Genomic DNA, 20,585 nt, shown 5'->3' on the forward strand with positions numbered 1-20,585 from the left:
CTTTGACCGCTTGATACTCGGGACGCTCTGCGTGTTCTCACAACGGTGCGGTGCGCGGTGCGCGACCATACGGGCGGGCGCGGGTCGCAGTGCCAAGAGCAGGGCAACCGGCGGACGGAAACACCGAGACAGGAAGAAGGACGGACGTGTCCGGCAGCGAAAGCGAGAACCCAGCAATCCCCTCCCCGGCCCCCGCGCCGAATCGACCCCGGACGAACCGGGACTGGTGGCCGAACCAGCTGGACCTTCAGGTTCTGCACCAGCACTCGGCCGGCTCCAATCCGATGGGCGAGGACTTCGACTACGCGGAAGCGTTCGCGACCCTGGACGTCGATGCGCTGAAGCGGGACGTCTTCGAGGTGATGACGGCGTCGCAGGACTGGTGGCCCGCCGACTACGGCCACTACGGGCCGCTCTTCATCCGGATGAGCTGGCACGCCGCGGGTACGTACCGCATCGAGGACGGCCGGGGCGGTGGCGGCTCCGGGGCTCAGCGTTTCGCCCCGCTCAACAGCTGGCCGGACAACGCGAGCCTCGACAAGGCACGCCGTTTGCTCTGGCCGGTCAAGCAGAAGTACGGCCGGAAGGTCTCGTGGGCCGACCTTCTGGTTTTCGCCGGAAACTGCGCCATGGAATCCATGGGATTCAAGACGTTCGGATTCGGATTCGGACGTGAGGACATCTGGGAACCGGAGGAAATCTTCTGGGGCTCCGAGGACACGTGGCTCGGGGACGAGCGCTACAGCGGCGACCGGGAACTCTCCGGCCCGTTCGGCGCGGTGCAGATGGGCCTGATTTACGTCAATCCGGAAGGGCCCAACGGAAATCCGGATCCGCTGGCCGCCGCCAGGGACATCCGCGAGACGTTCGCGCGCATGGCGATGAACGACGAGGAGACGGTTGCCCTCATCGTCGGCGGCCACACGTTCGGCAAGTGCCACGGCGCGGTCGATCCCGAGTACATCGGCCCGGAACCCGAGGCCTGCCCGGTCGAACTGCAGGGGCTCGGCTGGGTGAACTCGTACGGCAGTGGCAAGGGCGTCGACTCGCTCACCAGCGGGCTCGAGGGCGCGTGGACCTCCGAGCCGACCAAGTGGGACAACGGATACCTGGACAACCTCTTCCGGTACGACTGGGAGCTGACGACGAGCCCGGCCGGTGCGCAGCAGTGGACCCCCACCGACCCGTCGGCCCAGGGCACGGTGCCCGATGCGCACGACCCGTCGAAGCGGCACGCTCCGATGATGCTGACGACGGACCTCTCGCTGAAGCTGGATCCGGTCTACGCGCCGATCTCGAAGAGCTTCCACGAGAACCCGGCCAAGCTCGCGGACGCCTTCGCCAAGGCCTGGTACAAGCTGTTGCACCGCGACATGGGGCCCCTCTCGCGGTACCTCGGGCCGTGGATTCCCGCGCCGCAGCTGTGGCAGGACCCCGTGCCCGCCGTCGATCACGCGCTCGTCGGGGACGCGGAGATCGCCGACCTCAAGGCCCGGGTCCTCTCCTCGGGGCTGTCGGTCTCCCAGCTGGCCGGCACCGCTTGGGCGGCGGCGGCGAGCTTCCGCGGCACCGACAAGCGCGGCGGGGCCAACGGAGCCCGGATTCGCCTCGCACCGCAGAAGGACTGGGAGGTCAACGCCTCGCCCGAGGTGGGCGAGGTGCTGGAGACCCTGGAGCGGATCCGGCAGGAGTTCAACGCCTCGCAGAGCGGAGCGACGGCGGTTTCGCTCGCCGATCTGATCGTGCTGGGCGGGTGCGCGGCCGTCGAGCGGGCCGCGAAGGATGCCGGGCACTCCGTCACGGTGCCGTTCGCACCGGGGCGTACGGACGCCTCGCAGGAGCAGACCGACGTGGAGGCGTTCGCCGTACTCGAACCCAGGGCGGACGGGTTCCGCAACTACGTGCGGCCCGGGGAGAAGCTGCCGCCGGAGACCCTCCTGCTGGACCGTGCCGGCATGCTGAACCTGACCGCGCCCGAGATGACGGTGCTGGTCGGCGGCATGCGGGCGCTGAACACCGGCTTCCGGGGGTCCCGGCACGGCGTGTTCACCGACCGGCCGGGGACGTTGACCAACGACTTCTTCGTCAACCTGCTCGACATGGGGACGCAGTGGAAGGCGTCGACCTCGGCCGAGAACGTGTTCGAAGGCCGGGACCACGCCAAGGGCGAGGTCAAGTGGACCGCCACCGCGGTCGACCTCGTCCTCGGCTCGAACTCCCAGCTCCGCGCCCTCTCGGAGGTCTACGCGTCGGCGGACGCGGGAGAGAAGTTCGTACGTGATTTCGTGGCGGCGTGGGACAAGGTGATGAACCTCGACAGGTTCGACCTCGCCTGAGTCTCGGCCTGAGCCCCACCCTGTGCCCGGGTCCCGGTCGGTCGCTCACGGTCGGCCGGGACGGGCGGCGGCGCCCCGCATGAACGGTCCGTGCCGGGGCAGCCGCCCCCTGAAGCGTGTTCATCGGAGGTGACCATGAAGGACCAGGATGTCGTCGAGGCGATCCTCGAAGACCATCGCACCATGGAGGAGCTGTTCCGCCGCATGCGGAGCGTCGAGGCCGATCGTGCGAAGGCACTGGAGGAGCTTTCGGCCCTGCTCGTCGCGCACGGCGAGGCGGAGGAGGCCGAGGTCTACGGCGCGCTCAAACGCTTCAAGAACGTGGACAACGAGGAAGTGGAGCACGGGGAGAAGGAGCACACCGAGGGCAACAAGGCGCTGCTGGCACTCCTGGAAGTGGACGACGTCGGCTCCGACGAGTGGGACGCGCGACTGGAGGACCTGGTCGAGGCGGTGACCCACCACCTGGACGAGGAGGAACGGACGATCCTCAACGGCGCCCGGGAGAACGTCCCCGACGAGCGCAGGGCCGAGCTGGGCGCCGCGTTCCTGCGGGAGCGCGGGGAGCAGCTGGCGTCCGGGTGCGGCAGCATCGAGAACGTGCGCGGCATCGTGGGCAAGTGACGGTCGGGGAGCGCGAGTTCAGGGGCCTTCAGGCGAGCGGGGTGTGGTCGGCCGGTACGGCCTCCCCCGGCGTGACGGGCCCGGGCGCCGTGCCGTCGCCGAAGGGACGTCCGCCCAGGACGGTGCGGCCGTGGGGCGCGAGCCAGGCCGCGGGGTCGGGGCCGGCCGGGACGATCCCCGTGGGGTTGATGTCGGTGTGCACCAGGTGGTAGTGCCGCTTGATGTGGTCGAAGTCGACGGTGTCGCCGAAGCCGGGCGTCTGGAACAGGTCCCGCGCGTACGCCCAGAGCACGGGCATCTCGGTCAGCTTGTGCCGGTTGCACTTGAAGTGGCCGTGGTAGACGGCGTCGAAGCGTACGAGCGTGGTGAACAGGCGTATGTCCGCCTCGGTGATGGTGTCACCGACGAGGTAGCGGGACCGTTCGAGCCGGAGGGACAACCAGTCGAGCCGGCCGAACAGACGCGCGTACGCGTCCTCGTACGCCTCCTGGGTGCCGGCGAACCCGGCCTCGTAGACCGCGTTGTTGACGTCCTGGTAGACCACCTCGTTCACGGCGTCGATGTGCGGCCTCAGCGCGGGCGGGTAGAGCGCGGGCGCCCCGGGCCGGTGGTGGGGCGCCCACTCCAAGGACATGTCGAGCGTGATCCGGGGGAAGTCGTTGGTCACGACCTTTCCGGTCGGGACGTCCACGACGGCGGGCACCGTGATGCCCCGGTCGTAGCCCGGATCGCGCGCGAGGTAGGCGTCCCGGAGCCGCTCGATGCCGAGCACCGGGTCACGCCCGCCGGGATCGAGGTCGAAGGTCCAGCTGCGCTCGTCGTGCACGGGACCGGCGACGGCCATCGGAAGCGCCTCCTCCAGCCCGAGGAGCCGCCGTACGATCACCGCCCGGCTCGCCCACGGACAGGCCCGGCTGACCACCAGACGGTAGCGGCCGGGCTCGACCCGGTATCCGTCGCGCCCGTCGGCGGTGATCCGCGTGGCGATGTACCGGCTGTCGCGGGAGTACCCCTTGCCCGCACTCACATAGCTCACGCCCGGCGCCTACCCGCATGCGGCCGGGGAACGCGCCCGGCGTCAGAACCCCTTGCGGAGCCGCAGCCCCAAGGGGCGTCCGTCCGGGTCGACCAGGACGTGGTGCAGCGGAGTGGCGAGCACCCGCTGCACCGTGGGCAGGTCCGGCGGAGCGTACCGGCGCAGCCGGCCCGGCGGCCGTGGACCGCGGCAGCCGCCCTCGTGCCAGGCGTCCAGGGCGGTGGCGCTCTCCTGGAACGCGGCGAACGCGGCCTTCGGATCGCACAGCACGTCCGGGGCGCGCTCCCCCGGTCCGTCCCCCGCGTCCAGATGCTCGCGCATGAGATCCAGGCGCAACTCGCGGGCGAAGGAGCGCGCGCCGTCGCCCAGACCTCCCGGGTCGGGCGGGTCCCTCAGGTCCGGGCTCCGGTCGAGCACGACACAGCTGAGTTCCGAATCATGCGTCCACGAACGCAGGTTGACGTTGTCGGAGCCCACGGAGGCCCACACGTCGTCGATCACGCACACCTTGGCGTGCACGTAGACGGGCGTCCCGGCAGGGTTCTCCACGCCGTAGACCGAGACCCGGTCGCCGCCGGCGCGGCGCAGGTCCTCCAAGGCCTTGATCCGCCCGATCAGGTTCATCGGGCGGGTGAGCATGCCGTCCTGCTCCGGGACCGTGGGGATGACCCCGATCAGGCGCAGGTGCCTGTGCGTGCTCAGCGCGCGGGCGAAGCAGTCCACCACCCGGGCGGACCACAGGTACTGGTCCTCGAGATAGATCAGTGCCCGGGCCCGCCGCAGAGCCTTGATGTAACCGCGGGCGATGCTGCGCTCGCCGTCGGGTGCGAAGGGGTACCCGTACAGCAGGCGGTTCGGGTACGTGCGCAGCACCTGCACGGTGTGCGTGCCCCGGGGCGCCGGATCGGCCTCTTGCGGCGGCAGCGCGTCCGCGCTGGTGTCCTCCCGGTGGATCAGCTCCCGCAGTCGCACCAGGGGGCTGCGGCTGAGCGGCGCCGGGTCCTCCCAGCGTTCCCGGAAGACGGCCTCGACATCGCCGACGGCCGGTCCCCGGAGGGCGAGCTGAACGTCGTGCCACGGCGGGTGCGGTCCGTAGGCGGAGGCCAGGGGCAGTGACTGGCGGTCGCCGCGGTGGCCGGCGTCGTCGTTGCGGTTGTGGCAGAGGTCGATGCCGCCGACGTACGCGACGTCGAGCTCCGGGCGGCCGGGGTGGCGCAGGACGACCATCTTCTGGTGGTGCGAGCCGCCGGGCCGAACCCGCAGGTCGAGCAGGCACTCGCCGCCGGCCTCGTCGATCTCCGCGCCCAGGCGGCGGTTCTCCTCTTCGCTGAAGTGGAGGCCGTCCAGGTGCGAGCGCCACAGCAGCCCCTTGACGATGACCCCTCGCTCGGCAGCCAGGCTCAGGACGGTACCGATCTCGGTACCCGGTCCGTCGAGCCGCTCGTCGCGGTCGCCGCGCCAGTCGGTGAACAGGAGGAGGTCGTCGGCGCGCATCGCGCGGATCCCCGCCAGAAGCTCCGCGAAGTAGGAGGCGCCGTGGACCAGGGCCCGTGCGCGGTTCCCCTCGGACCAGGCGGACCCGTCGGGGTGGCGCTCGTCCAGGCGCGTCGCGGCGTTGCCCCGTTCACCCGCTGTCAGCAGCCAGTCTGCGTACCTCACGGCATCCGACCTCCCGCTGGCGCCTACCCATCGCGCGCACTCTCACGCGGGCGCCTGCGATGCGGCGTGCCGATGTGGTTCGGCGGACCGGTTCCGGGCAGACGCGGGGCATGACCCTCGATCATCCGTCGGAAAAGGGTGGATCAGGGCGGCTCGGCCGCTTCGAGAAGCTGGCGGAGCTCGCCTCGAACTTCACGAGCTCCCCGTTCTTCTCCTTCTTGTGCGTGCTTCTGGTGGCGGGCTTCGTCGCCATCCATGTGGCCCACCTGCCGATCGCGTGGCAGCACCTCGCCGGAGATGCCATGGCCGCGGTGTCCCTGCTGCTGCTGGCCCTGCTCAAGAACTCCGAGCGCCGGGCCGAGCACGCGATCCAACGGAAGCTGGACGCCATCGCCACCGCCCTGCTGGAGCAGCAGGAGGGCGAGTGGGGCAAGGCTCATCGGGAGCTGGCAGAGGCCGTCGGGATCGAGGAGAAGGAATAGTCCGCGGCGGCGGGTGGCGCCCTGGCGCCCTGGTGCCCTGGCGCCCTGGTGCCCTTGTCAGCGGGCCCACGAGGCGTTCTTGGGCAGCGGTTCGGTGGCGGGCCGGGCCGAGGGCGCGATGTAGGCCTGGTAGCCGGGTACGCCCTGGACTTCCGGCAGCGGGTGGGAGCGCCAGCCGCGGGCCCACGGCGGGGGACGGTTCCCCTGAACGAGGACGGCCACCGGACGGGTGCGGGCGAGTGCCACGAGCTCCTCGGCGGTGATGCTGCCGTCGTGGCCGCCGTAAACCTGGCGGGACGCGCACCCGGTGGCGAAGGCCGCCCGGACCGCCTCGCTGCCGCTGATCACGCACGGTGGCCGCAGACCCTGGCGGCGCAGTTCGCCGGCGACCGCGGTGAACGCCGCCCGGGTGGCCCGGCTGCGCTCCGCCGCGGCTGCGGTGATCGCGAGCTGGACGGCCAGGTGGAATCCGACGAGGGCGAGGCAGAGGGCCGTGAGGGCACGTGAGCGCGCCCGGGCCATCGTGACGAGCCGGGCCAGGAGGACCGCGACGGGGAGGGAGAGGAGCGCGTAGGCGGGCAGCAGGAAGCGCGGTGCGGCATACCCGATCAGCAGGAGGTAGGGCGCCGCGAGGGACAGGCCGACGGCCGTCGGTACGAGGATCACTGTCAGGCGGCCCGCGCGACGGGCGGTGACCAGACCTCCGATGATCAGCGGGGGCAGGGCGAGCCACCACAGGCCGGTGACCGGCCGGGACCACGGCCCGTCGCAGGGCCGGCACAGGGTACGGCCGTCCAGAGCACGCAACTGGTCGGCGAAGGCGGGGTTCCAGCCCAGGCCGCCCTGGATCTCGCCGGCCCTGTGCAAGCGGGCGAGGAGGCCGCCGTAGCGGAGCTCGGCCTCGACGATCCATTCGATGCCGCCGAGTACGGCGCCCACCGCGAGCGCCGTGAACAGCGCCGGCCGCCGCCAGGAGGGAACGGCGACCGCGGCACACGCCAGGGGCAGCACGAGCCATGCGGCGTCCATCGGCCGCATGAGCGCCGCGAGGGCCACGCCGGCGGCGAGGCCGACCGGCGCGAGGCGGTCGGTGTGGTCGCGTGCGGTCCGCAGGAAGCAGCCGACGGCGAGGAGCGCGCCGAACGCCACCCACAGGTTCGGCATGGCCTGGGAGCCGTAGAGGAGGGTCACCCACAGTCCGGCGAACAGACCGCCCGCGAGTGCGAGCACCGGCGCGGGGAGCAGCCTCCGCCACACCCACAGGCACAGCAGCAGCGCCGCGGCCGACAGCAGTGCCAGGAAGACGCGGAGCGCCGTCGGGGACGGGGTGAGCGCGGCGACCGGGGCCACGAGGTAGGTGATGCCGCGGGCCCGTGGGGCGCTGAAGAAGGCGGCGGGCGCGTGGCGGGAGACCTGGCTGACGTAGACGGTCTCGTCCCAGCCCAGGCCGGTGCCCGGCACGGTGAGGACGAGCTGGACGAGGGCGTACGCGGCGGCGACGGGCGCCAGCCAGGCCAGGTCCCGGCGCCGATCGCGCCGCCCCATCCGCCCGCGCCACCGGGCGACGGCGGCCCGGGGCCGCGTAGCGGGCGGGTCCGCCATCGCGTGAGCTGGGTGACGCACCATGGGCCGGCCTCGACAGGGGCAGTGGGGGAGGGAGCGTCCCCACACTGCCCTGCCACCCTCGGGGCCACCACCGCAGACGTGCACCCGGCCGAACGGCACGCCCCTCGTTCGGGGGCCGCGCAAGCAGAACGGCCCCGCCGATCGTGGCGTTCTGTGAGCAGGCGCTTCTCCTTGCCGTCCCGCACCCCCGTGACTTCGTACGGCGAATTCGATCACAGAACTGGCATATTCAATTGCTTTCGCGGCATTATTGCGCATGTGCGGCTCACAGCTGCCGCCTTGCCTGGCAAACAAGGAGTAGCCGATGGCTCGACCTGCGCGTGCACACCGCGTGGACGGGTGACCTGCCCGAAGACCTCACCGGGGTGGAAGCGCTGGTGGTGACGGGCGACCCCGGGGCGACGAACCCCGGCACGGACGCCACCGCGCGCCGCTGCGAACTCGAGCTGATGCGCGGCGCACTGGCGGCGGCCGCGGGTGCCGCACCGGGACGACGACTCCTTCGAACTCCCCGCGCAGGCAGTGGTCCTGGCCTCGGACGACCGGCGCGCCGTGCAGGCGTTCCGTATCGGCGGCAGCGCCTGGGGCCTGCGGTTCCCCCTCGAAGCCGACTCCGCGACCGTGGTGGACGAGGAGGCGCGCGCCACGCTCACCGCGCTGGAGCCGTGGAGGGAGTGCCTACTGGCACGGTTCACCGCTCTCGCGGCGGGCCGCGCCGAACACACCGCCACCCGCGCTTTCTTCACCCGGCGGGCCGGCGCGTGGGAGGACCGGTTCGCCTACCAGACCCCTGCGTACGAAGCCGCTGTCGCCCGCATGGGACTGGGCCGCGGCCAGACCGCGCTGGACCTGGGCTGTGGCACCGGACGCGCCATGCCTGCCCTGCGCGCCCGAGTCGGTGGCGAGGGCACGGTGCTCGGCGTCGATGTCACCGATGCGATGCTCGCGGCGGCCCGCACCGGCCGCTGCGACGCCGGGCAACTCCTCCTGGCCGACTGCACCCGACTCCCGCTCCCCTCCGGCTCGGTGCACGGCATCTTCGCGGCGGGCCTCCTCGACCACCTGCCCCACCCGCGCACCGCCTTGCGCGAATGGGCACGGGTCAGCGCGGCCGAGGGCACCCTGCTCATCTTCCATCCGGCGGGCCGCGCCGAGCGGGCAGCCCGCCACGGCCGCCCCCTCAGCCCCGACGACCCGCTCGCCGAGCCGAACCTGCGGCCGGCGCCGGCCACGACGGGCTGGCGGCTGGCGGTCTACGACGACGCCGAGCAGCACTTCCTCGCCCGCGCCGTCGTCGCGGGATGACCGGCTCTGCGCGTCCGCTCAGCGCCGGTGGAGCGTTTCCAGTGCCTCCATCAGGACCTTCGGGTTGTGCCGGCCCTTGTAGACGGGGGGTGGCTGCTTGTCGAGGTAGAGCAGGCCGGCCACCGCGGCCCAGGCGGTCCGTACGGAGTACTCGACGGTGAAGACGACGTCGTCCGGCACTTCGGCGTACTGGCCGATGAAGGCGAGGTTGGTGGAGTTCGCGGGGACCACCGGGGGCCGGTCGCCGTGGCTGCGGACCAGGAACTGGCTGGTGATGTACGGCATCAGAGCGGGGATGACGATCGAGGTGTCGAGGATCTGCGGGGCCTGCTCGAAGCGCAGGTGCTGCAGTACCTCGTCGAGGATCTCCCGGCCGGAGCACTGCCGCATCGGCTTCCTGACGAAGTCGCCCTCCTTGTCGGGGAAGAGGCCGTACCCCCACCACACGAAGGTGTCGTCGGGCTGGTCGCGGAAGTGCGGCTGGTGGTTGAGGACGATCGTCAGCAGCCAGCCGGAGTCCTTGAAGGTGATCAGACCCCCCTTGCCGGCTTCGCTGCCGCTGAACTCCTCCATCAGTTTGAAGAAGGTGGGGTCCTTGGTGGTGACCGTGAAGGATCCCCAGGTGGAGTCCGCGACGGAGGAGTCGAAGACCTTGGGATCGCCCAGGCCGGGCCGCTTCGCGGCGAGGGTCTCCCACAGGTTCCAGGAGCCGCCGGAGCCGGACGTGTCGAGGACGGGCGCCGCGTCGGTCGAGCCGAGGGCGGAGCCGGCAGTCATGGAGCCGTTGGTGACCATGACCAGGTCGTCCGGGCCGACGGGGATCTCCTCTACCCGGCCTCCGGCGCGGGCCACGGTGATGGCCTCGACGGTGAGCGCCTCCCCCGCTTCGGCGAGGGTCAGGTCCGTGACGCGGGCCCCGAGTCGGACGGTCACGCCCTGGTCGGTGAGCCACTTCAGCAACGGGCGCACGATCGAGTCGAACTGGTTGAAGCGGGTCCGGTAGATCCCCGACATGGTGTCGAAGGTCTTGAAGAGGTGGACGAACCGGTTCAGGTAGCGGCGGAACTCGATCGCGCTGTGCCATGGCTCGAAGGCGAAGGTGGTGCACCACATCCACCAGAAGTTCGTGCGGAAGAAGCCCTCGCTGAAGCAGTCGGTGATCCGCTTGCCGTCCAGCTGCCGCTCCGGGGTCGCCACGCACGCGATCAGCTCCAGGCGGTCACGCTCGGAGAAGCCCATCGAGTGCGCGTCGACGATCCTGCCGGAGGCGTCGACCAGCCGGGCGTGGTCGTCCCAGGCGAAGTCCTGGTGGAAGGCGAAGGTGTCCTCGGTGACCGACTTCGAGGGGGCGTCCAGCGAGGGGATCGAGCCGAGGAGGTCGTAGGTGCAGTCGAAGTGCACCTCGAACATGCGCCCTCCGCGCATGGTGTAGCCGGTCTCGGGCGAGCCTGCCGCGTCCAGACTGCCGCCTTCGCGTTCCTGCTCCTCAAGGAGCACGATGTCGGATCCCGCGAACCCGCCGTCGCGGATCAGGAAGGCCGCCGCCGACAGCGCCGCGATTCCGCTTCCCACCAGGTATGCCTTCGCCACGATCGAATCTCCCGGTCCAGACCCCCGACCACGTGCCGCCGCCTCGGGCGGCATCATTCGCACGATAGGCGTGCCCACATGCGCCCGCCCGTCGAGACTCGGCGCGAGGCGTGGTGCGTGGGGCGTGGGGCGTAGGGCGTAGGGGGAGGCAATCCCCCGCACGAGCGACCCCGCCCTGTTCGAGCGAGTTTCAACGCCGCCTCCGCAGACGCCCCAAGCCCACCCATCGCGACCAGAACGTACGTTCCGCATTTGCCCCCGAATCACCCGTGACGGGCAGGATCCGGAGCCGTTCTTGGAGCACCAGTGCCACCCGTGCACCCATCCGGAGGACGCCATGAACCCCGCACCCGCCCACCGCGCGGAACCTGGCCCGATCGAACATCGCCGGCTCCCCTCCCGACCTCGGCCGCGGACCGGGCGCCACGTTGACGCTCCCGCCGGGCAAGGGGGCACATGCGGTTGCGAGCACTGCCAACGCTCTCGGGAGGCCCGATGACGTCCTGGGTGTCCTTCCCGCTGGACGGCCGACGCCTGGCTGCCCAGGTCCCCGACGTCCGCCACCGCCCCGGGAACGCACGGTGAGCGGCGGCTCCCGGTTCACGGTGCCGGTCGACGTCCACCTCGTCCTGCGCCGCGACGGATGTGCCGGTCCGGAGGTGCTGCTGTCGCGGCGGGCCGGGCCCGTGTACGCGGCCGGGTTGTGGCACCTGCCGTCCGGGCACCTCGATCCGGGCGAGGACATGGTCGACGCGGTGATCAGGGAGGCCCGTGAGGAGACCGGCGTCGTCATCGGGACGGAGGACGTGACCGCGGCCGTCACCGTCCACCATCACCCTCCCCGGAGCGCCGGTTCCCGGATCGGCGTCTTCTTCGAGGTGCGGCAGTGGTCGGGCCGGCCCCGGGTGATGGAACCGGACCGGTGCGACGGCATGGGCTGGTACCCGCTGGACGCCCTGGCGGAGCCGATGGTGGCGTACTGCCGGGCCGGCCTGGACGCCTACCGCGCCGGCCTGCCCGCCGCCGTGCACTTCCAGCAGCCGGGCGACCCCGTCCGGTACTCCGCGGACGGCCCCGACCGCACCCGCCTGCTGCCCGGTCCGCCGTCCGGTGGCACGGAACTGCCGCACCGGCTGCGCGCGTTCGCCGAGCAGGCCGTCGGCCGGATCACCCGCGCGGTCGAGGTCTCCTGGGCGCGCACCGGCAGCCGGGTCTGGCGGCTCACCGGTGCCGGAGGCGGCACGTGGTACCTCAAGCGCCACCGCGGCGCGCGGTTCCACGACCGGGAAGTGGCCGCGTACAGGACGTGGGTGCCGGCGCTCGGGCCGCACGCTCCCCGCCTGGTCGCGGCCGACACCGCGGCGCGGGCCGTGGTCATCACCGCACTGGAGGGACGGCCGCTGCACGGCATGGTCCTCGACGCGTCCGCCGAGGTACGTCTCCAGCGCGATCTGGGACGCCTCGCCTCCGCCCTGCACCACTGCGCCCCGGCGCGGCCCGCGGGGCCGTCGCCGGCCGCGGGCACGGGCACGGGCACCGGCCCGGTGATCCGGCACCTGGAAGAGGCCGGGCCGTACCTGGCGGACGGGGACGCGGACCTGGTCCTCGCCCTGGCCCGCACGTACGAGGACCTCCCGCAGCGCGTACTCGTGCCCACGCACGGGGACCTCCAGTACCGCAACGTGCTCCTCGGCGACGGCGGCGAGCCACGGCTGTTCGACTTCGGGAGGAAACCGGACTCACCGTGCCGGGGCCGCCACGGCTGCTCGCGGCGGTCTTCGGACTGCCCGGGAAGGAGTGGCCGCTGAGCACGGTGGGCTACGTCTTCGACGGTGGCCGCCTCAGCCAGGAACAGCTCGACGGCATCGTCCTCGACCCAGACGAGCACGACGAGGTCCGCGCGCTCACGGTCGCCGACTGGCGGGAGCTGATGCCGGACCGGGACCACGCGCGGCTGGAAGCGGCCATGGCGGCCCGGCGGACGGGGATGCCGGTGTACTTCGACACCTGGGACTGGGAGAGGCAGGAGAGGTAGATGAGCAGCGTCCTCATGTCCGCCCGCGGGCGGCGGCGTTCGTACCGGGGAAACGGAGCACGCACACCATGAACACCGCGCCATCGGCACAGGACTGGCACGCCCACTACGACGGCGGCCGGGACTTCCGGCCGCTGTCCGAGGCCGAGAAGAACGTCCTCGGCGAGCACTTGGCCCTGCCGGAGGATGTACGGGCCCCCAGGGCCCTGGACGCAGCCTGCGGTACCGGCGAGCTGGCCCGCTTCCTCGCCGGGGCCGGGTATCGGGTCGATGCGGTGGACTGGGCCGAAGCCGCCATCGCGCGGGCGGCCGCGGCCTCGCCGGACGGAATCGCGTTTCACCGGCTCGACGTCACCGACGGGAACCTCGCCGCCCTCACGCCGACCGGTGACGGCTACCGCGTCATCACCATGCGGCGGGCCCTGGCGCACCTCACCGACCGCACCCGCACGGTGGCCGACCTCGCCGGGCTCCTCGCACCCGAGGGCAATCCTGTGCGTGATCACCCCGCACGCCGACCGGCACCCGCAGGGCCTACGGGGTATCTGCCTGGACGATGCCGAGATCGGCCAGCTCGCCGACGGCTGGGAACACACCGAGCGCGTCGAGGCCGACGACTCCACCGTCCTGCTGCTCCGCGGGTTCAAGACCTCCGCCGTCACCTACCGGGAGAAGGGGATCCCGAACCCGGCCGCGATGGCCGGCGTCGCGGTCGTCGTCACCAATGCCGGCGGACAGGTCCTGCTCGGCTGGAACCCCTCGCGAGCCGTGTGGGAACTGCCGGCGGGCAAGGTGGAACCGGGCGAGGCGTTCGAGGCAACGGCGGTAAGGGAGTTGGAGGAGGAAGCCGGCCTGGTGTCCCGTCCGGAGTCGGTCCTGCTGCTGGGCACCCTGTGCGACTCCGCCCACGGCTTCACCCGCGTCACCGAGGTCGCGCGGATCACCGACTTCACCGGCGAGCCCGCCGTACGGGAGCCGGAGCTGATCACCCGCTGGGAGTGGCACACCCCGTCCGCCCTGCGCGCCCTGCCGCAGCCGCTGTTCACCGCCTCCGCGCAGGCGCTGAACACGGTGTGGCCGGGCCTGCTTGCCGGCGTACCGGCCGCGCACCACACTCCACGTCCCCGCGGGGACCACGCGGCCGGGGAGCGGCAGGGCCCGGGCACCGGCTCACCGCGCCCTTGAGAGAACGGAACCGTCCATGCCCGCACCGAGCCTCCTCGCGGTCTACGCCCATCCCGACGACGAGTCCCTCGCGGCCGGGGGGATCCTCGCCAAGCACGCGGCGGCCGGCGCACGCACAGCCGTCGTCACCGCCACCTGGGCGGCCGGCAGCCACCGCGCCGCCGAACTCTCCGACGCCCTGAGGATCCTCGGCGCCGGAGAACCCCGCATGCTCGGATACACCGAACGTCCGCCCCTGGCTGGACCGGAAGTGGGCCGCGATCCAGGCTCACCGCTCGGAGGCGACGCGCGGCCGCTCGCTCCCCGGCCTGCTGAGCGGGCTGGCGGCAGGTGACAAGGGGGCGGTGCTGGGGACCGAGTGGTTCGTCCGCCACGGACTCTCCTCCTCCCGCTTCCACCTGCCCGTCGACGAGTAACGAACGCACGGCGGCAACCACCCCTGAACCGGGGACACTTCCCGAAGCCGGGCGACGCTCCGTCCCACCGAGCGGGCACGGTGGGACGGAGCGGTCAGGAGCCTTAGTAGAGCCTCGCCACTTTTTTTCGTCAACACTTTTCACAAGGATTGAAGAAACTCCAAGTTCACGGGCCTGATGCGCAATTGACACACCATTTGATCTTCAGTACATGAACGCCGGAACCCTTGACGGCCTCTCTGGTGGGCAGTTCACTCACGCTTCGATCCCCCCGGATCCATGACGTCAGGAGCACCCCCATGCCCCTCCTCTCCGATCGCCCCCCGCGACTCACCGTCGCCGCTCTAGCCGGCGCCCTGATCGCGGCCCTCCTCGTGCTGCTTTCGGGCACCGCGGCCCAGGCGGCTCCCGTGCTGCTCTCGCAGGGCAGGCCGGCCACCGCCTCCAGCCTGGAAGGCGCCGGCACGCCGGCCGGCGCGGCCGTGGACGGCGACAACGGCACCCGCTGGTCGAGCCAGTTCGCCGACCCGCAGTGGATACAGGTCGACCTCGGCGCCCCGGCCCAGCTGAGCCACGTGGCACTGCGCTGGGAGACCGCGTACGCCAAGGCCTACCGGGTCGAGCTGTCCCTCGACGGCACCAACTGGACCACCGGCTACTCCACGACCGCCTCCACCGGCGGGGTCCAGACCCACGACATCACCGGCACCGCCCGCTACGTCCGCGTCCACGGCACCCAGCGGGCGACCGGCTACGGCTACTCGCTCTGGGAGTTCCAGGTCTACGGCACCACCGGTACCGGCCCGACCATCCCCGGCGGCGGGGACCTCGGCCCGAACGTGATCGTCTTCGACCCTTCGACGCCGAACATCCAGGCCAAGCTGGACGAGGTCTTCGCGCAGCAGGAGTCGGCGCAGTTCGGCTCCGGCCGCTACCAATTCCTCTTCAAGCCGGGTACGTACAACGGCCTCAACGCGCAGATCGGCTTCTACACCTCGATCTCCGGGCTCGGCCTCAGCCCCGACGACACCACCATCAACGGTGACGTCACCGTCGACGCCGGCTGGTTCGGCGGCAACGCCACCCAGAACTTCTGGCGTTCGGCCGAGAACCTGGCGCTGAACCCGGTGAACGGCACCAACCGCTGGGCGGTGTCCCAGGCGGCTCCCTTCCGCCGCATGCACGTCAAGGGCGGCCTGAACCTGGCCCCCGACGGCTACGGCTGGGCATCGGGCGGATACATCGCCGACTCCAGGATCGACGGCCAGGTCGGCAACTACTCGCAGCAGCAGTGGTACACCCGCGACAGCTCGATCGGCGGCTGGTCCAACGCGGTGTGGAACCAGGTGTTCTCCGGGACCCAGGGCGCGCCGGCGCAGTCGTACCCGAACCCGCCGTACACCACCCTGGAGACGACCCCCGTCTCGCGGGAGAAGCCGTTCCTCTACCTGGACGGAGCCGCGTACAAGGTCTTCGTCCCGGCGAAGCGCACGAACGCCCGCGGCACCTCCTGGGGCAACGGGGCGCCGCAGGGCACCTCGCTCCCGCTCGACCGGTTCTACGTCGTCAAGCCGGGCGCGAGCGCGGCCACGATCAACGCGGCGCTCGCCCAGGGGCTGCACCTGCTCTTCACGCCCGGCGTCTACCACGTGGACCGGACCATCCAGGTCAACCGCCCGGACACGGTCGTCCTGGGCCTCGGCCTCGCCACGATCATCCCGGACGACGGGGTGACCGCGATGAAGGTCGCCGACGTCGACGGAGTGCGCCTCGCGGGCTTCCTGATCGACGCGGGCGCCGTCAACTCTCCCACCCTGCTGGAGGTCGGCCCGGCGGGCGCGGCCACCGACCACGCGGCGAACCCGACCACCGTCCAGGACGTGTTCATCCGCGTCGGCGGAGCGGGCGCGGGCAAGGCCACCCTGGGCATGGTCGTCAACAGCCACGACACGATCGTCGACCACACCTGGATCTGGCGGGCCGACCACGGTGACGGGGTGGGCTGGGAGACCAACCGCTCCGACTACGGATTCCGGGTGAACGGGGACGACGTCCTGGCCACGGGGCTGTTCGTCGAGCACTTCAACAAGTACGACGTGGAGTGGAACGGCGAGCGGGGCCGCACGATCTTCTTCCAGAACGAGAAGGCGTACGACGCGCCGAACCAGGCGGCGATCCAGAACGGCTCGGTCAAGGGCTACGCGGCCTACAAAGTGGCCGACTCGGTGAACACCCACGAGGGCTGGGGGCTGGGCAGTTACTGCTACTACAACGTTGACCCGACGATCCATCAGGAGCACGGCTTCCAGGCCCCGGTGAAGGCGGGCGTGAAGTTCCACGACCTCCTCGTGGTTTCCCTCGGCGGCAACGGCCAGTACGAGCACGTCATCAACGGCATCGGCGCCCCCACCTCGGGCACGTCCACCGTCCCGTCGACCGTCCTCTCATTCCCCTGATCCCGCGCCTACGGGGGCAGTACGGCCGGGGACAACCTGCCGCCGACCGTGTCCGTGCCCTCCGTGCCCGATCAGGGCGCCGTCCCGGCGGGCAAGGAGATCACCATCCAGGCGCCGGCGACCGACCCGGAGGGCGATCAGCTCTCGTACGAGGTCTCGCTGGGCCAGTTCCTGGGCCGACGCACAGTGGCTCCAGGTGGACCTGGGCGTGGTGAAGCAGCTGCGGCACGCGCAGCTGGTGTGGGAGAGCGCGTACGGGAAGGCCTACGCGATCCGGATGTCTGACGACGGCCGGAACTGGCGGACGGCGTACGCGACGACGGCCGGTGACGGCGGGATCGACGACTTCGACGTCTCCGCGTCGGGGCGTTACGTCCGGCTGGAGCTGACCCAGCGCGGAACGGGCTACGGCTACTCCCTGTTCCACTTCGGGGTGTACGCCTGACGGCCCTCCCGTGGACCCCGCGCGTCGGCCTTCTCCCCGCCGGGCGGCGCGCGGTTCCGCATGCATGCGTGCGAGCGCCCGCCCCGGGGAGCGGGGCGGGCGCGGCACGGAAGCGGGTCGGCGGGTCGGCGGATCAGCGGGTGCGGTGGGCGGCGATGACCTCGGCGTAGCGGCGGCCGCTGGACTTCACGGTGCGGCGCTGGGTCGCGTAGTCGACGTGGACGAGGCCGAAGCGCTTGTCGTAGCCGTAGGCCCATTCGAAGTTGTCCAGCAGCGACCAGGCGTAGTAGCCGGCGACGGGGGCGCCGCGGCGGACGGCTCGGGCGCAGGCGGCCAGGTGGGAGGTGAGGTAGGCGGCGCGTTCGGGGTCGTGGACGGTGCCGTCGGGGGCGACCGTGTCGGGGTAGGAGGAGCCGTTCTCGGTGATGTGGATGCGCCGCGCCCCGTAGTCCTCGTACAGGCGCATGATCAGCGTCTCCAGGCCGTGCGGGTCGACCTCCCAGCCCATGCCCGTGCGCGGGGCTCCGGGCCGGTCGACTTGGCGGGCGTGGGGGGCGGGGCCGGCCGGATCGGCGGTGACGATCTGCGGGAAGTAGTAGTTGAGGCCGATCCAGTCGAGGCGGGCGGCGATGGTGGCGGGGTCGCCGGGGCGTTCGGGGAGGTCGACGCCGTAGACCTCGCGCATGTCGGCGGGGAAGCCGCGGCCGTGGACGGGGTCGAGCCACCAGCGGTTGACGTGGCCGTCCATGCGGCGGGCGGCGGCGCGGTCGGCCTCGCTGCCGGTGGCGGGTTCGACGGTGGAGAGGTTGTTGACGATGCCGATGCGGGCGCCGGGGGCCGCGTCGCGGACCGCCTCGGCGGCGAGGCCGTGGCCGAGCAGGAGGTGGTAGGAGGCGCGGACGGCCGCGGTGAGGTCGGTCAGGCCGGGGGCCATCCTGCCCTCCAAGTGGCCGATCCAGGCGGAGCACAGCGGTTCGTTGAGGGTGGCCCACTGGGTGACGCGGTCGCCGAGGCGTTCGGCGACGAGGGCTGCGTACGCGGCGAAGTGCTCGGCGGTGGCGCGCTCGGGCCAGCCTCCCCGGTCCTGGAGGGCCTGGGGCAGGTCCCAGTGGTAGAGGGTGACGGAGGGCTCGATGCCGGCGGCGAGCAGGGCGTCGGTCAGCCGGTCGTAGAAGTCGAGCCCCTTGGCGTTGGCGGGGCCGTCCCCGCCGGGGACGACCCGCGGCCAGGAGACCGAGAACCGGTAGGCGTTGGTGCCGAGTTGCCGCATCAGGACGATGTCCTCGGGCCAACGGTGGTAGTGGTCGCAGGCGGTGTCGCCGTGGTGGCCGCCGTCGATGGCTCCGGGGACGCGGGTGAAGGTGTCCCAGATGGAGGGGGCGCGGCCGTCCTCGTCGGCCGCGCCCTCGATCTGGTAGGCGGAGGTCGCGGTGCCCCAGGCGAAGTCGGCGGGGAGGGCGGCGAGGTCGATGGCGGTCGCGGCCTCGGCGGGAAGGCTTTCGGAAAGGGTCATTTGACGGCTCCTGCCGTGAGTCCGGCCACCAAGTACTTCTGCAGCAGCAGGAATCCGGCGACGACGGGGATGCTGACGACGAGCGAGGCGGCCATGATCTGGTTCCAGTAGACGTCGTTCTGCGTGGAGTAGCCCTGCAGTCCGACGGCGAGGGTGCGGGTGGTGTCGTTCGTCATGACGGAGGCGAAGAGGACCTCGCCCCAGGCGGTCATGAAGGCGTACACGGCGACGGCGACGATGCCGGGGACGGCTGCCGGGATCACGACGCGGAACAGTGCGCCGAGCGGGCCGCACCCGTCGACGGTGGCGGCCTCGTCGAGGTCGCGGGGCACCGAGTCGAAGTACCCGATGAGCATCCAGATGGAGAAGGGGAGGGAGAAGGTGAGGTAGGTGAGGATGAGCCCGCCGCGGGATCCGTAGAGGGCGACCCCCGTGGTGTTGCCGATGTTCACGAAGATCAGGAACAGCGGCAGCAGGAAGAGGATCCCGGGGAACATCTGGGTGGACAGCACGGTCACGGTGAACAGGCGCTTGCCGCGGAACCGGTAGCGGCTGACGGCGTAGGCCGCGAACACGGCGATGACCACGGAGCAGGCGGTGGCGGCCCCGGCCACGATCAGGGAGTTCACGAAGTATGTGGCGAGCGGGATCGTGTGCCAGATGTCGATGTAGGGGCGGATGGTGAGCCCGCTGGGGATCCAGCGGAACTGGCCGGCCACGTCCTGGAGCGGCTTGAGGGAGCTGGTGACCATCACGTAGACGGGGACCAGGACGAAGCCGGCGAGCAGGGTGAGGAAGACGGCCCTGATCACCCGGAACGAGGCGGGCGGGTCGAGGGGGCTGCGGGCTCTGCGGGGGCCCAGGGCTCTAGCGCGCATCGTCGTTCCTCCGTCCGCGCGTGGTGACGAGCAGGTACACGGCGGTGACCAGCAGCAGGAACAGCAGCAGGAGGACGGACATGGCCGATCCGGTGCCGAAGTTCCAGGTGACGAAGCTGGACTGGTAGATGTGGAGGGAGATGAGGTCGGCGGCTTCCGGCGCGGACTTCCCGAAGAGCACGAACGGCGTGTTGAAGTCGTTGAAGGTCCACAGGAACAGGACGAGCACCAGGACCTGGTTGACCGGGCCGACCGAGGGCAGGGTGATCCGGCGGATCTGCTGCCAGACGCCGGCGCCGTCGAGCGCGGCGGCCTCGTAGAGCTCCTTGGGGATGTTCTGGAGGGCGGCCATCACGATGAGGAAGGCGAAGGGCCAGCCCTTCCAGACGGACACGATCAGCAGGGCCCAGAAGCTGTTCTCGCCGAGCAGCCAGAAGGTGTGCTCGGCGCCCCCGAGGCCGAGTTGGTCGTGGACGACGTGGTTCACCAGGCCGTTGTCCCGCTGGAACATGAACGACCAGGTGATGACGGCCGCGTACACGGGCAGGGCGTAGGGGATCAGGAAGAGCGCCCGCAGGATGCCGCGGCCTCGGAAGGTCTCCTGCATGAAGACGGCGGCGGCGGTGCCGATCAGCCAGCACAGGCCGACGGAGAGGAGGGTGAACAGGCAGGTGGTGAGGAAGGAGCCGAGGAGGGCCTCGCCGACGGGCCGGTTGACGTCGACAGCGAGCTCGTAGTTGTCGAAGCCCGCCCAGGGGGCGCTCGTCCAGTCGCGGATGTGGAACTGGGTGAGCTCGCGGAAGCTCGCCACGATGCCCATGACCATGGGGATCAGGTGGATGAGCAGTTCGAGCAGGAGGGCGGGCAGGAGCAGCAGGTAGGGCAGGGCGATGCGGCGCCTGCGGCCGGGGCGGCGCACGCGGGCGGCGGCGCCCCGGCGGGCCGGTCCGGCCGTGGGGCCGGGTGGGAGCAGGGTGGGTGCGGAGTCCATCGGACGGG

15 protein-coding genes and 3 pseudogenes are annotated in these 20,585 nt (G+C 71.4%); 11 read left to right on the forward strand and 7 right to left on the reverse strand.

What is annotated here, in order from left to right; translation table 11 throughout:
* The first annotated feature begins 146 nt into the window (after positions 1 to 146).
* Both katG and OG625_RS03255 read left to right on the forward strand, forming a co-directional pair.
* Complete coding sequence (katG, locus tag OG625_RS03250) at positions 147 to 2,336, forward strand: catalase/peroxidase HPI (RefSeq protein ID WP_329376546.1); 2,190 nt, start codon at positions 147 to 149, stop codon at positions 2,334 to 2,336.
* Between the two features lie 135 nt (positions 2,337 to 2,471).
* A complete protein-coding gene (locus OG625_RS03255; protein ID WP_329376547.1) occupies positions 2,472 to 2,960 on the forward strand; it encodes a hemerythrin domain-containing protein in 489 nt (162 codons plus the stop codon).
* 28 nt (positions 2,961 to 2,988) lie between these two features.
* On the opposite strand, the gene OG625_RS03260 is transcribed toward OG625_RS03255, so the two are convergent.
* Together OG625_RS03260 and OG625_RS03265 are read right to left on the reverse strand one after the other, a co-directional pair.
* A complete protein-coding gene (locus tag OG625_RS03260; RefSeq protein WP_443067667.1) occupies positions 2,989 to 3,996 on the reverse strand; it encodes a glutathione S-transferase family protein in 1,008 nt (335 codons plus the stop codon).
* 42 nt (positions 3,997 to 4,038) lie between these two features.
* Positions 4,039 to 5,655 (reverse strand): phospholipase D family protein, encoded by a 1,617-nt coding sequence (locus OG625_RS03265; RefSeq protein ID WP_329376548.1) that lies wholly within the window; start codon positions 5,653 to 5,655, stop codon positions 4,039 to 4,041.
* A 110-nt stretch (positions 5,656 to 5,765) separates the two neighbouring features.
* On the opposite strand from OG625_RS03265, the gene OG625_RS03270 reads away from it, so the two are divergent.
* Entirely contained in the window at positions 5,766 to 6,137 is a 372-nt protein-coding gene (locus OG625_RS03270; RefSeq protein WP_329376549.1) for a hypothetical protein, read from the forward strand.
* Between the two features lie 57 nt (positions 6,138 to 6,194).
* Here OG625_RS03270 and OG625_RS03275 read toward each other — a convergent pair whose 3' ends face one another.
* On the reverse strand, positions 6,195 to 7,682 hold the full coding sequence (locus OG625_RS03275) for a hypothetical protein (RefSeq protein WP_329376550.1): 1,488 nt from the start codon (positions 7,680 to 7,682) through the stop codon (positions 6,195 to 6,197).
* A gap of 558 nt (positions 7,683 to 8,240) precedes the next feature.
* Between OG625_RS03275 and OG625_RS03280 the strand changes: the two genes are divergently transcribed.
* Entirely contained in the window at positions 8,241 to 9,068 is an 828-nt protein-coding gene (locus tag OG625_RS03280) for a methyltransferase domain-containing protein (RefSeq protein ID WP_329376551.1), read from the forward strand.
* Positions 9,069 to 9,086: 18 nt separating this feature from the next.
* Here OG625_RS03280 and OG625_RS03285 read toward each other — a convergent pair whose 3' ends face one another.
* A complete protein-coding gene (locus OG625_RS03285) occupies positions 9,087 to 10,658 on the reverse strand; it encodes an oleate hydratase (protein ID WP_329376552.1) in 1,572 nt (523 codons plus the stop codon).
* 581 nt (positions 10,659 to 11,239) lie between these two features.
* On the opposite strand from OG625_RS03285, the gene OG625_RS03290 reads away from it, so the two are divergent.
* From OG625_RS03290 to OG625_RS03320, 7 genes and pseudogenes are all read left to right on the forward strand, one after another.
* Complete coding sequence (locus OG625_RS03290; RefSeq protein WP_329376553.1) at positions 11,240 to 12,466, forward strand: NUDIX domain-containing protein; 1,227 nt, start codon at positions 11,240 to 11,242, stop codon at positions 12,464 to 12,466.
* Positions 12,403 to 12,693 (forward strand): hypothetical protein, encoded by a 291-nt coding sequence (locus tag OG625_RS03295; protein ID WP_329376554.1) that lies wholly within the window; start codon positions 12,403 to 12,405, stop codon positions 12,691 to 12,693. The genes OG625_RS03290 and OG625_RS03295 overlap by 64 nt, the downstream gene beginning before the upstream one ends.
* A 68-nt stretch (positions 12,694 to 12,761) precedes the next feature.
* Positions 12,762 to 13,172: pseudogene (locus tag OG625_RS03300) on the forward strand (class I SAM-dependent methyltransferase); the annotation flags it as partial.
* Between the two features lie 19 nt (positions 13,173 to 13,191).
* A complete protein-coding gene (locus tag OG625_RS03305; protein ID WP_329376555.1) occupies positions 13,192 to 13,878 on the forward strand; it encodes an NUDIX domain-containing protein in 687 nt (228 codons plus the stop codon).
* Positions 13,879 to 13,894: 16 nt separating this feature from the next.
* A pseudogene (locus tag OG625_RS03310) lies at positions 13,895 to 14,125 on the forward strand (PIG-L deacetylase family protein); the annotation flags it as partial.
* A gap of 468 nt (positions 14,126 to 14,593) precedes the next feature.
* Positions 14,594 to 16,750, forward strand: coding sequence for a discoidin domain-containing protein (locus tag OG625_RS03315; protein WP_329376556.1), 2,157 nt, complete (start codon positions 14,594 to 14,596; stop codon positions 16,748 to 16,750).
* A gap of 151 nt (positions 16,751 to 16,901) precedes the next feature.
* A pseudogene (locus OG625_RS03320) lies at positions 16,902 to 17,195 on the forward strand (discoidin domain-containing protein); the annotation flags it as partial.
* Positions 17,196 to 17,328: 133 nt separating this feature from the next.
* Here the strand turns inward: OG625_RS03320 and OG625_RS03325 are convergent.
* Genes OG625_RS03325 through OG625_RS03335 form a run of 3 tightly spaced genes read right to left on the reverse strand, consistent with a single transcriptional unit; the run spans position 17,329 to position 20,577 of the window.
* Positions 17,329 to 18,708: a GH1 family beta-glucosidase gene (locus OG625_RS03325; protein ID WP_329376557.1), complete on the reverse strand. Its 1,380-nt coding sequence runs from the start codon at positions 18,706 to 18,708 to the stop codon at positions 17,329 to 17,331.
* The gene (locus OG625_RS03330; RefSeq protein ID WP_329376558.1) at positions 18,705 to 19,586 is read right to left on the reverse strand and encodes a carbohydrate ABC transporter permease; all 882 of its coding nucleotides are present in this window, start codon (positions 19,584 to 19,586) and stop codon (positions 18,705 to 18,707) included. The genes OG625_RS03325 and OG625_RS03330 overlap by 4 nt, the downstream gene beginning before the upstream one ends.
* A complete protein-coding gene (locus tag OG625_RS03335; protein ID WP_329376559.1) occupies positions 19,576 to 20,577 on the reverse strand; it encodes a carbohydrate ABC transporter permease in 1,002 nt (333 codons plus the stop codon). The genes OG625_RS03330 and OG625_RS03335 overlap by 11 nt, the downstream gene beginning before the upstream one ends.
* Positions 20,578 to 20,585: the final 8 nt, after the last annotated feature.

Source organism: Streptomyces sp. NBC_01351, from assembly GCF_036237315.1.
Taxonomy (GTDB): Bacteria; Actinomycetota; Actinomycetes; order Streptomycetales; family Streptomycetaceae; genus Streptomyces.